The following is a 12394-nucleotide window of genomic DNA, read 5'->3' as shown; positions in this document are numbered from 1 at the left end:
AAGCTATAAGGAGTCTTACTCATGGCTACAGGTAAAGAGATACGTGGCAAGATCAAGAGCGTAGAAAATACGAAGAAGATCACCAAGGCGATGGAAATGGTCGCGGCATCCAAAATGCGCAAGGCGCAGGACCGGATGCACGCAGCCCGCCCGTACAGCGACAAGATCCGCAACATTGCGGCCAACCTGTCGCAGGCCAATCCGGAGTACGTGCACCCGTTCATGGTTCAGCAGGATACGGCCAAGCGCGTTGGTTTCATCGTCGTCACGACCGACAAGGGTCTGTGCGGCGGCATGAACACCAACTCGCTGCGTCTGTTGACCAACAAGTTCCGTGAACTGGAAGGCCAGGGCAAGGCCATCGAATCCGTCGCCATTGGCAACAAGGGTTTGGGTTTTCTGAATCGCATCGGCGCCCGCGTGGCCGCCAACGTGACGCAACTGGGTGATACGCCGCACCTGGAAAAGCTGATCGGCCCCGTCAAGGTGCTGCTCGACGCTTACCAGGAAGGCAAGCTGGACGCGGTGTACCTGGTGTACACCAAGTTCATCAACACGATGAAGCAGGAAGCCACCCTGCAGCAGCTGCTTCCGCTGACCAGCGACAAGCTCAAGGCTGACGAGGGTGCGCACTCCTGGGACTACATCTATGAGCCCGATGTGCAATCCGTGGTGGACGAACTGCTGGTGCGTTACGTCGAAGCGCTGATTTATCAAGCCGTCGCCGAGAACATGGCCTCCGAGCAATCGGCGCGCATGGTCGCGATGAAGGCCGCCAGCGACAACGCAGGTAGCGTGATCGGTGAGTTGAAGTTGGTCTACAACAAGACTCGCCAGGCCGCCATTACCAAAGAGCTGTCGGAAATCGTCGCCGGTGCGGCTGCGGTCGGCTGATCAGCTGGCGTAGCGTAGCGAAACAGAATTTAAATTTTATCTATTGAAGGAACGAAAATGGCTGATGGCAAAATCGTTCAGTGTATCGGCGCTGTGGTGGACGTGGAGTTTCCGCGCGATGCGATGCCCAAGGTTTACGATGCCTTGAAATTGGAAGGTTCGGATCTGACCCTGGAAGTCCAGCAGCAGCTGGGCGACGGCGTGGTTCGTACCATTGCGCTCGGTTCGTCGGACGGTCTGCGCCGCGGCCTGACCATCTCGAACACCGGCAAGCCGATCACCGTGCCTGTCGGTACTGCGACCCTGGGTCGCATCATGGACGTGCTGGGCAACCCGATCGACGAATGCGGTCCGGTCTCGCACGAGCAAACCGCTTCGATCCACCGCAAGGCTCCCGCGTACGACGAACTGTCGCCCTCGCAAGAGCTGCTGGAAACCGGCATCAAGGTCATTGACCTGGTCTGCCCGTTCGCCAAGGGTGGTAAGGTTGGTCTGTTCGGTGGCGCCGGTGTGGGCAAGACCGTGAACATGATGGAACTGATCAACAACATCGCCAAGGCGCACAGCGGTCTGTCCGTGTTCGCCGGTGTTGGTGAGCGTACCCGTGAAGGTAACGACTTCTACCACGAAATGGCAGAAGCCAAGGTGGTGGACCTGGAAAACCCGACCAACTCCAAGGTCGCCATGGTCTACGGCCAGATGAACGAACCGCCGGGCAACCGTCTGCGCGTGGCGCTGACCGGCCTGACCATCGCGGAAGGTTTCCGTGATGAAGGCAAGGACGTGCTGTTCTTCGTCGACAACATCTACCGTTACACCCTGGCCGGTACCGAAGTGTCCGCGCTGCTGGGCCGTATGCCTTCGGCCGTGGGCTACCAGCCGACGCTGGCCGAAGAAATGGGCCGCCTGCAAGAGCGTATCACCTCGACCAAGACTGGCTCGATCACCTCGATCCAGGCCGTGTACGTCCCTGCGGATGACTTGACCGACCCGTCGCCGGCAACCACCTTCGCCCACTTGGACTCGACCGTCGTTCTGTCGCGTGACATCGCCTCGCTGGGTATCTACCCCGCCGTCGATCCGCTGGACTCGACCTCGCGCCAGCTGGACCCGCAAGTGGTCGGCCAGGAACACTACGAGACCGCTCGTGCGGTCCAGGGTACCCTGCAGCGCTACAAGGAACTGCGCGACATCATCGCCATTCTGGGCATGGACGAACTGGCACCGGAAGACAAGCTGATCGTCGCACGCGCTCGCAAGATGCAACGTTTCCTGTCGCAGCCCTTCCACGTCGCCGAAGTGTTCACCGGTTCCCCGGGCAAGTACGTTTCGCTGAAGGACACGATCAAGGGCTTCAAGATGATCGCCAGCGGCGAACTGGACCACCTGCCGGAACAAGCGTTCTACATGGTCGGTACCATCGACGAAGCAATCGAAAAGGCCAAGAAGATCAACTAAGACTGGCCATGCCGTCGCAGGCAGCGGGTGCATAGCCCTCCGGCGTCGGCAGGTAAGTACACATTGATTCATTGGCGCCGCTCCTGTTCGCAGGAGCGGTCCATCGACTAGGAAACGACATGGCACATACTATTCACGTGGACGTGGTCTCGGCGGAAGAAGAAATCTTCTCCGGCGAGGCAGAATTCGTCGCGTTGCCGGGCGAAGCGGGTGAACTGGGTATCTATCCCCGTCACACCCCGCTGATCACGCGCATCAAGCCAGGTGCTGTCCGTATCAAGGTCGCGGGCCAGGCACACGAGGAATTCGTGTTCGTGGCCGGCGGTCTGCTGGAAGTGCAGCCCGACGCCGTGACCGTGCTGGCCGACACCGCCATCCGTGGTGCCGACCTGGACGAAGCCAAGGCCGCCGAAGCCAAGCGTCTGGCCGAGGAAGCGCTGGTGAACCGTGACTCCAAGATCGACCACGCCGCAGCCCAGGCCGAACTGGCCGCCGCAGTGGCACAGCTGGCCGCGATCCAGAAGTTGCGTCAGAAGCGCTGATCGGCAGCGGCGTTCTTCCTTGCGAAGCACGCCTGGTCCGGTAGCATGGCAGCACAGCATCACCGTAGTAATGCAGTACGTGAAAAGGCAGCTTCGGCTGCCTTTTTTCATGCGCGCTCGGTACGCTCAGACCTGCTTTCCGCTTTCCTTTGTCCCCTCCTCACGAGCTCACAGTCATTGCTGAGCTGACCAAGCCTGCCGGTTTCGTGCACTTAGGAACAATCTGCATCAAACCTTCCCCAATGCCGCGTCCAATGACACTGCGGGCATTGCCATCCTCGGGTAAAGTGCCCGGATGGTGAAGGACAGAACCATTTGCGTCCATCCAAATCATTTATACCATTCGCCCCTTTCAATCCAGCCGGACAGGAGCCCTCATGTCGCCAGCTGTACCCGCATCTTCCGCATCCCCTTCCACGGCCAGCCCGCGCCAGCACGGCAAGCCCATCATCGCCGTGGTCGGTCTCTCCAATCGCCCCGAGCGCGCCAGTTTCGACGTGGCCGCCTACATGCAGTCAGCGGGCTATCGCATCGTGGCCGTCAACCCCATGTACGCGGGCCAGACCATCCTCGGAGAACACTGCCACGCCAGCCTGCAGGACGCCAACGCGGCCTTGGCCAGGGACGGCTTGCGCATCTCCATCGTCGATTGCTTCCGCAAGTCGGCCGACATCCCTCCGGTGGTGGAGGAGGCCATTGCCATCGGTGCCGAATGCGTCTGGATGCAGCTCGACATCGTTCACGAAGAAGCGGCGGCGCGTGCGCGAGCGGCCGGGCTGAAGGTGGTCATGGACAAGTGCATCAAGATCGAACACGCCATGGGCCAATCCCACGGCGTCTTGTAAGACCTCACCGGTGCCAACCGGAAATGATTGATAACGAAAACAGCGAGACAGCATGGCAAAGAAAATCGGCCCGCAATTCATCGTCCATCCCAAGTTCGTCCTCAAGGAAAGTGAAGCCTCCACCAAGCCGCTCTCCAGCGGCGACAAGGAAACCGACCGCGCCACCGTACAGCGCCTGGCAGCCGAGATCGGCCTGCAGCAGCAGATGCTCTACGCCGGCCACAAGCACAAGGTGCTGGTGATCCTGCAGGGCATGGATACCAGCGGCAAGGATGGCACCGTCAATGATGTCTTTGCGGCCGTCAATCCGCAGGGCATCCGCATCGCCAACTTCAAAGGGCCGACGGCCATCGAACTGGCGCACGACTACCTCTGGCGCGTGCATGCGCAGGTACCGGTGGCGGGGGAGATTGCCGTCTTCAACCGCAGCCATTACGAGGATGTGCTCATCACCCGCGTGCACGACTGGATCGACGACAAGGAGTGCAAGCGCCGCTATCGCCAGATCAACGACTTCGAACGCATGCTGTGGGAAACCGGAACGGTGGTGTTGAAATTCTTCCTGCACATTTCCAGGGCCGAGCAGAAATCACGCCTGCAATCACGCATCGATGATCCCAACAAGCACTGGAAATTCGATCCGCAAGACCTGGCCGAGCGCAAGTTCTGGGATGCCTACCAGCAGCGCTACCAGGAGGTGCTGCGCCAGACCAGCGCCCTGCATGCGCCCTGGTATGTGGTGCCGGCCGACTCCAAGACCCATCGCAACCTGCTGGTGGCCAATGTGGTGCTGGAGACGCTGCAGAAGCTCAAGCTGCGCTTCCCCGACCCCAAGCCCGAACTCAAGGATCTCAAGTTCGACTGAGGCCGGGCACGAGTCAACCGGCGCTTACTTGATCACTTCAGCCACTTGTCGAAGATGCGCTGGTATTCGCCGGTGGCCTTGGCCAGGTGCAGCCAGGTATCGACATAGGCCTTGAAGGCGACATCGCCGCGCGGCAGCAGGTAAGCCTTCTCGGCGAACTGCAGCGGCTGGTCAGGCTGCACCGGGCACAGTTCCGGATGCAGCTTGGATTGCCACAGGGTCTCGCTGGCATCGGTGACCATGACGTCGGCCTTGCCATCGATGATCTGCTGGAAGATGGTGACGTTGTCCGGATGCTGGAGCAGGGTCGCATTCTTGTAGCGGGCCTTGGCAAAGCGCTCGTTGGTGCCGCCCGGGTTGACGATGGCGCGCGTGCCGGGCTGGTCGATCATGTCGAAGTTGCGGAACTTGTCCTTGTCGGCACAGCGGATGATGGGCGCTTTTCCGTCCACCATGACCGCCTCGGAAAAGGCCGCCCGGCGGGCGCGATCGAGGGTGATCGAGACGCCGCCCATGGCCACGTCGCACTGGGCGATGAAGTCATTCATCAGGGTGCTCCAGGTGGTCTTGACGAACTGCGCCTCCACGCCCAGCGACTTGGCCAGCGCCTGGCCGAGCTCTACGTCCACGCCTTCGAAGGTCTGGTCGGGACGATAGTAGGTGAAGGGCTTGTAGTCGCCGGTCATGCAGATGCGCAGCTTGCCGGCCTTGATGACCTGGTCCAGGCGTGAGGCAGGGACGGCGTCGTCGGCGCGGGCTGCCGACAGCGTCAGGCAAAGCGACAGGGAGGCCAGGCCTGCGAGCAGGGCGGTGCGGATGATGGACTTCATGGAAGCTCCTCGTGGATGGTGATGATGGACAGGGACGGTGACGCCGGATTCGGTCCGCTTCTTGTTCATTGGACATGCATGGGACCGGCTGGAGACAGCCGCACGATCATAGCAAAACCGCGCGCCACGACCTGCATCAATATCAGCGCACGCTGATAGCGACAATTAGCCGGAAGCCATGCGCGGAGGATGAGATAATGCCGGATTGTCGTCAGACCGCATTGCAGGCCGACCATGTCCTCCTCTTCTTCCATGTCCACCTTCGCTCCGCTCAAAAACGATACTTTCCTGCGTGCGCTGCTGCGCCAGCCCACCGATTACACGCCGCTGTGGCTGATGCGCCAGGCCGGCCGCTACCTGCCGGAATACCGCGCCACGCGCGCCCGTGCCGGTTCCTTCATGGGCCTGGCCACCAATCCCGACTACGCCACCGAGGTCACGCTGCAGCCGCTGGAACGCTACCCGCTGGACGCCGCCATCCTGTTTTCGGACATCCTCACCGTGCCGGACGCCATGGGCCTGGGCCTGTATTTCGCCGATGGCGAAGGCCCCAAGTTCGAACGCCCCTTGCGCGACGAGGCGGCCATCCAGGCCCTGCAGGCCCCCGACCTGGGCAAGCTGGACTACGTCTTCAAGGCCGTCACCCAGATCCGCCGCGAGCTTGATGGCCGCGTGCCCCTGATCGGCTTCTCCGGCAGCCCCTGGACGCTGGCTTGCTACATGGTCGAAGGCGGCGGCTCGGATGATTTCCGCCTGGTCAAGAGCCTGCTCTATCGCCGCCCGGACCTGATGCACCACATCCTCAAGACCAATGCCGATGCCGTGGCCGCCTACCTGAACGCGCAGATCGCCGCCGGTGCGCAGGCCGTGATGATCTTCGACACCTGGGGTGGCGCGCTGGCCGATGGCATCTACCAGCAGTTCTCGCTGGCCTACATGCAGCAGGTGGTCAGCCAGCTGCAGCGCCAGCAGGATGGCCAGCAGATCCCCGTGATCGTCTTCACCAAGGGCGGTGGCCTGTGGCTGGAGCAGATCGCCGCCATCGGCGCCGATGCCGTGGGCCTGGACTGGACCGTCAACCTGGGCGAAGCCCGCCGCCGTGTGGGCGACAAGGTAGCGCTGCAGGGCAACCTCGATCCCAACGTGCTCTTTGCCGGCGACGACGCCATCCGCGCCGAAGTGCGCAAGCTGCTGGAGTCCTTCGGACGCCCCGGTGCCGGCAGCGGACATGTCTTCAACCTGGGCCACGGCATCTCCCAGCACACGCCGCCGGAAGCGGTGGCGACCCTGGCGCAGGCGGTACACGAGATCAGCCGTTCGCTGCGCGCCTGATCGTGCGCATATCTGTCGTTATCTGTTCATATTTGTGCGACTAGCCAAGTCCATATGCACATTCGTGCCGTTGGCAAAGGACTTATACACATACAGGCAGAATTTTTGACTGAGAATCAAATTTATTTGAATATGAAGGTTTGCGTACAGCGGTCACGCGCAAGCCTTTGATTTCATTGGTTTTATTTTTTGGTCGCGCACGCGCCATTTCGTGGGAAACCGCACCGGCCGTGGGTTGCGAGCTTGTCAATAGCCAGTTGCCCACAAAGTTATCCACAGACGCTGTGTATAAGATCCAAAAGCGTTTACAAAACCGTCGCTTATCGAAATCTTTGAAGGTTTACTTTAAGTTTGTAGGACAGTGAGTTGACAGGCTGCAAGATAAACTCGACAAAATTCTGTCGGTCAGGACTTGACAAACGCGGAGCCCATTGCCCCTTGGTGCAGACTTATGCACACAGGAAGCAAGTGGCCCATGCGTAAATCGTCCATGTAAAAATATTTTTCGTGCTTCAAGCCTCTGATGCAAGTCATTGATTTCATTGACTTAATTTTTTGCCCTCGATTTGGGCAATGCATCGCAAGCCGCAGCCAGCCTGCACGGGGCGATGTCAAGTGGCACTTGTCCCCAAAGTTATCCACAGCGTATGTGGATAGGTCCAAAAATGACGATGAAACCGAGGCTTAGCCCGGTTTTTCAGGATTGACTTTAAGTTCGTGGAACAACGCCTGCTCCAGGTGGCGCTCGATACGCCCCTGCATACCGTCTTCGATTACCGCTGGCAGCCGGCCACGCCGGAGGAACCCATGCCGGCCATCGGCCAGCTGGTGGTGGTGCCGTTCGGCCGCCGCGAAGCCGTAGGGGTGGTGGTCGGCCATGCGGACCAGACCGATTTGCAGGCCGACAAGATCAAGGACGTCATTGCCGTGCGCCACCAGTTGCCGCCGATGTCGGCGCACTGGCTGGCGCTGTGCGGCTTCGCGGCCGACTACTACCAGCGCCCGCTGGGCGAGGTGATGCTGCCGGGGCTGCCCAAGAACCTGCGCGCCCTGACCACCGTGGCGCTGGACAAGGCGCTCAAGGCCCTGGGCCGTCTGGTCGCGCCCAAGAAGACCAAGGCGCGCCGCAAGACCCGCGCCGAGGCTGAAGCGATCACCGCCGAAGCAGCAGAACCCGGCCTGCAGGCTGCTCCCGATCCGCTCGAGCTGGGTGAGGCACCACCCCTGAACCCGGCCCAGCAGCAGGCCGTGGACGCCATCGCCGGTGCCACGGGATTCGCGCCGTTGCTGCTGTACGGCGTCACCGGCAGCGGCAAGACCGAGGTCTACCTGCAAGCCGCCGCCGCCATCCTGCGCCGTGCGGCTGATGAGGCGGCACAGGGCAACAAGGAAGCGCCCACCGGCACGGCCGACCCTGGCCAGCCCGCGCCGGCCCCCGCGCAGATCCTGGTGCTGGTGCCCGAAATCAACCTGACCCCGCAACTGGAAGGCAACATCCGCGCGCGCTTCCCGCACCTGAACGTGGTGGCGCTGCACAGCGGACTGGCCGAGGGCGAGCGCGCCCGCAACTGGCTGGCCGCGCACCTGGGCCAGGCCCACATCGTGCTGGGCACGCGGCTGGCGATCCTGTCGTCGCTGCCGTCGTTGAAGCTCATCGTCATCGACGAGGAACACGATCCCTCCTACAAGCAGCAGGAAGGCCTGCGCTATTCCGCGCGCGACCTGGCGGTGTGGCGCGCGCACCAGCTCGGCATTGCCGTGGTGCTGGGCTCGGCCACGCCCTCGCTGGAAACTTGGCATCACGCCCAGGCCGGCCGTTATCGCCGCCTGGAGCTGCGCCAGCGCGCAGCCCAGCAGGCGGTGCTGCCCACCGTCAAGGTGATCGACATGGAGCGCGACAAGCCCGTCGATGGCCTCACCGCCGGCCTGATCGCCGCCGTGCGCAAGCGCCTGGAGCAGGGCGAACAGTCTCTGCTGTTCCTGAACCGCCGCGGCTATGCGCCGGTACTGGCCTGCGATGCCTGCGGCTGGATCAGCAACTGCATGCGCTGCGATGCCTTCATGGTGGTGCACCGGCCCGAGCGCCGCCTGCGCTGCCACCATTGCAGCCTGGAACTGGCCATCCCGCGCGCCTGCCCGACCTGCGGCAACGTCGACCTGCAGCCGCTGGGGCGGGGTACCCAGCGGGTGGAGGAGGGATTGGGGGCGATTTTCCCCGGCGCGCGCGTGTTGCGCATCGATGCCGATTCGACCCGCCTGAAGGGCTCGGCCCAGAGCGCCTTCGACAGCGTGCACCGGGGCGAGGTGGATATCCTGGTCGGCACCCAGATGGTGGCCAAGGGACACGATTTCAAAAAGCTCACGCTGGTGGGCGTGCTCAATCCCGATACGGCGCTGTTCTCGCACGACTACCGCGCCAGCGAACGGCTCTTTGCCCAGTTGATGCAGGTGGCCGGCCGCGCCGGACGGGCCGGGCTGTCCGCCGATGGCAGCTCGGGCGAGGTGCTCATCCAGACCCGCTATCCGCATCACCCGCTGTACCAGGCCGTGATGCGCCACGACTACGACGGCTTTGCCGGCGACCTGCTGGACGAGCGCCGCCAGGCCCATTTCCCGCCCTTCATGTACCAGGCCCTGCTGCGCGCCGAGGCGCGTGAGCTGGAGACGGCCATGGCTTTCCTGAAGGAGGCCGCCGCCCTGTTGGACGCCCCCGCCATCACCATCAACGAACCGATCCCCATGACCATGATGCGGGTGGCCAACGTCGAGCGGGCGCAGTTGCTCATCGAATGTCCATCACGCCCGGCGCTGCAAGGCTTCCTCAAGCACTGGCTGGCCGAGTTGCGGCAACTGAAGACACGGGTGCGCTGGTCGCTTGAGGTCGATCCGGTCGATATATGAAGGCAGCCCGGCGGCAGGCGGGCCCCCGGCGCATCGTGACATGCCGGGTGAAGTTTGTTGCAAAATTGACCGAAGCGCGTCCAAGCGCGGCCGCACGCTTTGTTGTGATTGCGCCATCTTTATGGAACAGAGAGCTTGCCCGTGTGCAAGCTGCTTGCTCGGGCAGCCAACATGGTGCGCCTAGCCGGTATAATCTCGGCTGCTCAACCAATTGCAAGCGATCCCTCCGCGCGGCGCAGCCTGCCAGACCAGCGCCTCGGCCGCTTCCGCTTTACCCCTCATTCCCATGCTCGCACAACAGAAACAACGCATCTCCGACCTGTTCTCGTCCGCCTTGCAGCCGCTGCTGGCTGATAGCGGCCTGACCCCGACCATCACCCTGGAGCGTCCGCGCGATGCCTCGCACGGCGATATTGCCTGCAACATCGCCATGCAGCTGGCCAAGCCGCTCAAGAAGAATCCGCGCGAACTGGCGCAAGCCATCGTGGCCGCCGTCATGGCCGACCCGGCGCGCGAAGGCCTGGTGGAGTCGGTCGAGATCGCCGGCCCCGGCTTCATCAACCTGCGCGTGGCGGCTGCCGCCAAGCAGGCGGTGGTCAAGGTGATCCACGAACAGGGCGAGGCCTTCGGCCGTGGCAGCCTGGGCGCCGGCAAGAAGGTGCTGGTCGAGTTCGTCTCGGCCAACCCCACCGGTCCGCTGCACGTGGGTCATGGCCGCCAGGGCGCGCTGGGTGATGCGCTGTCCTCGCTGCTGGAAGCCCAGGGCTATGACGTGCTGCGCGAGTTCTACTACAACGATGCCGGCGTGCAGATCGCCACGCTGGCCACCTCGGTGCAGGCGCGTGCGCGCGGCTTCAAGCCGGGTGATGCCGAGTGGCCCGAGTCGGCCTACAACGGCGACTACATCGCCGACATCGCCCGCGACTTCCTCGACAAGAAGACCGTCTCGGCCAGCGATGGCGAACCCGTCACCGGCAGCGGCGATGTGGAAGACATGGAATCGATCCGCCGCTTCGCCGTGGCCTACCTGCGCCACGAGCAGGACCTGGACCTGCAGGCCTTCGGCGTGAAGTTCGACAATTACTACCTGGAGTCCTCGCTCTACGCCGACGGCAAGGTGGCCGCCGCCGTGGAGGCGCTCATTGCCGCCGGCAAGACCTACGAGCAGGATGGCGCGCTCTGGCTGCGCACCACCGACTATGGCGACGACAAGGATCGCGTCATGAAGAAGACCGACGGCACCTACACCTACTTCGTGCCGGACGTGGCCTATCACATCAACAAGTGGCAACGCGGCTACGGCAAGGTCATCAACATCCAGGGCAGCGACCACCACGGCACCATCGCCCGCGTGCGCGCCGGCCTGCAGGCCGCCGGCGTGGGCATCCCGCAGGGCTATCCCGACTACGTGCTGCACAAGATGGTCACCGTCATGCGCAATGGCGAAGAGGTCAAGATCTCCAAGCGCGCCGGTTCCTATGTCACCCTGCGCGACCTGATCGAATGGTCGGCCGGCGAAGCGGTCGAGGGCCAGGAACGTGATCTCACGCGCGGGCGCGATGCGGTGCGCTTCTTCCTGATCTCGCGCAAGGCCGATACCGAGTTCGTCTTCGACGTCGACCTGGCCCTGGCGCAGTCCGATGAAAACCCGGTCTACTACGTCCAGTACGCCCACGCCCGCATCTGCACCGTGCTGGGCAAGTCGGGCGTGGATGAAGAAGCGCTCAAGAGCACGGCTGACCTGTCGCTGCTGACCGCCCCGCGCGAAGCGTCGCTCTTGGCCAAGCTGGCCGAGTATCCGGACATGCTGGCCCATGCCCTGCAGGAGCTGGGCCCGCACCAGGTCGCCTTCTACCTGCGCGATCTGGCAGGCGAACTGCATAGCTACTACAATGCGGAACGCGTGCTGGTCGACGATGTCCCAACCAGGTCTGCACGCCTGGCGCTGTTGTCGGCCACCCGCCAGGTGCTGCGCAACGGCCTGGCATTGTTGGGCGTATCGGCTCCGGCCAGAATGTAAAACAAGCAGCTAAAGAGAAACGTGAAACCGTTGAACGCGAAATATCACAAGCAGGCCGGCGGCACGCTGCTCGGCCTGATCCTGGGTTTGATCGTTGGCCTTGGGATCGCCGTGGGTGTGGCACTGATGATCACCAAGTCGCCCATCCCCTTCGTCAACAAGGTGACGCGCCCCGAGCGCGCCGACCCGACGCCGGCCCAGGCGGCCGATCCCAACCGACCGCTCTACGGCAACCGCGACATCGCCCGCGAAGCAGCGCGCGACCAGCAGCAGTCGCAGACGCCGGTGCCACCCAATACGGCGGCTGCGCAACCGGTGCCGCCAGTGGCTCCGACGCCGCAGCCCACCCCGGCACCGTCCAAGCCGGAGACCAGGACGGCTGACGCCAAGCCCTCGGCCACTACGCCTGCGACCCCGGCCGCCAAGAACGACACCAACGACGACAAGTGGACCTACTTCCTGCAGACCGGTGCCTTCCGCGACCAGGCTGATGCCGAAAGTGCCCGCGCCAAGCTGGCCCTGCTGGGCTTCGAGGCCAGGGTCACCGAACGCACGGCAGACAGTGGCGTGCTCTACCGCGTGCGCATCGGCCCCTTCGAGCATGCGGAGTCGATGAACCGTACGCGCAGCAAGCTGTCCGATAACGGGGTCGATGCCGCCATCGTGCGCATCCCCAAATAAGCAGATCGCACCGTGGATGCCGGCGG

General features: G+C 63.1%; 11 protein-coding genes. 9 read left to right on the top strand and 2 right to left on the bottom strand.

The window, feature by feature from the left end; all coding sequences use genetic code 11:
* Positions 1 to 21: 21 nt before the first annotated feature.
* The 5 genes from atpG (at position 22) to ACLRDN_RS22650 (ending at position 4604) form a co-directional block, all read left to right on the top strand.
* Positions 22 to 894: a F0F1 ATP synthase subunit gamma gene (gene atpG, locus ACLRDN_RS22670; protein WP_413458102.1), complete on the top strand. Its 873-nt coding sequence runs from the start codon at positions 22 to 24 to the stop codon at positions 892 to 894.
* Between the two features lie 57 nt (positions 895 to 951).
* Entirely contained in the window at positions 952 to 2352 is a 1401-nt protein-coding gene (gene atpD, locus ACLRDN_RS22665) for a F0F1 ATP synthase subunit beta (protein WP_008332979.1), read from the top strand.
* A gap of 119 nt (positions 2353 to 2471) precedes the next feature.
* Positions 2472 to 2894, top strand: a complete 423-nt coding sequence (locus tag ACLRDN_RS22660; RefSeq protein WP_008332978.1) for a F0F1 ATP synthase subunit epsilon — start codon at positions 2472 to 2474, stop codon at positions 2892 to 2894.
* A 377-nt stretch (positions 2895 to 3271) separates the two neighbouring features.
* Positions 3272 to 3739, top strand: a complete 468-nt coding sequence (locus ACLRDN_RS22655; protein ID WP_413458101.1) for a CoA-binding protein — start codon at positions 3272 to 3274, stop codon at positions 3737 to 3739.
* Positions 3740 to 3791: 52 nt separating this feature from the next.
* A complete protein-coding gene (locus tag ACLRDN_RS22650) occupies positions 3792 to 4604 on the top strand; it encodes a polyphosphate kinase 2 family protein (protein WP_413458100.1) in 813 nt (270 codons plus the stop codon).
* Between the two features lie 32 nt (positions 4605 to 4636).
* Here ACLRDN_RS22650 and ACLRDN_RS22645 read toward each other — a convergent pair whose 3' ends face one another.
* Positions 4637 to 5434: a transporter substrate-binding domain-containing protein gene (locus ACLRDN_RS22645; protein ID WP_413458099.1), complete on the bottom strand. Its 798-nt coding sequence runs from the start codon at positions 5432 to 5434 to the stop codon at positions 4637 to 4639.
* A 65-nt stretch (positions 5435 to 5499) separates the two neighbouring features.
* Positions 5500 to 5688 carry a hypothetical protein gene (locus ACLRDN_RS22640; protein ID WP_151201150.1) on the bottom strand — a complete coding sequence of 63 codons (189 nt, stop codon included), beginning with the start codon at positions 5686 to 5688 and terminating at the stop codon, positions 5500 to 5502.
* Between ACLRDN_RS22640 and hemE the strand changes: the two genes are divergently transcribed.
* From hemE to ACLRDN_RS22620, 4 genes are all read left to right on the top strand, one after another.
* Entirely contained in the window at positions 5669 to 6766 is a 1098-nt protein-coding gene (hemE, locus tag ACLRDN_RS22635; RefSeq protein WP_413458098.1) for a uroporphyrinogen decarboxylase, read from the top strand. The two genes, ACLRDN_RS22640 and hemE, sit on opposite strands and share 20 nt — an antisense overlap.
* A 717-nt stretch (positions 6767 to 7483) precedes the next feature.
* On the top strand, positions 7484 to 9667 hold the full coding sequence (locus tag ACLRDN_RS22630; protein ID WP_413458097.1) for a primosomal protein N': 2184 nt from the start codon (positions 7484 to 7486) through the stop codon (positions 9665 to 9667).
* 286 nt (positions 9668 to 9953) lie between these two features.
* Positions 9954 to 11687, top strand: a complete 1734-nt coding sequence (gene argS / locus ACLRDN_RS22625; protein WP_413458096.1) for an arginine--tRNA ligase — start codon at positions 9954 to 9956, stop codon at positions 11685 to 11687.
* Between the two features lie 21 nt (positions 11688 to 11708).
* Positions 11709 to 12368: an SPOR domain-containing protein gene (locus ACLRDN_RS22620; RefSeq protein WP_413458095.1), complete on the top strand. Its 660-nt coding sequence runs from the start codon at positions 11709 to 11711 to the stop codon at positions 12366 to 12368.
* The last annotated feature ends 26 nt before the right edge of the window (positions 12369 to 12394 follow it).

The organism is Herbaspirillum huttiense (assembly GCF_047300815.1).
In the GTDB taxonomy this organism is placed as follows: domain Bacteria; phylum Pseudomonadota; class Gammaproteobacteria; order Burkholderiales; family Burkholderiaceae_D; genus Herbaspirillum; species Herbaspirillum huttiense_A.
The sequence above is the reverse complement of the archived record's forward strand: the minus strand, read 5'-3'. Positions and strand labels throughout refer to the sequence as shown.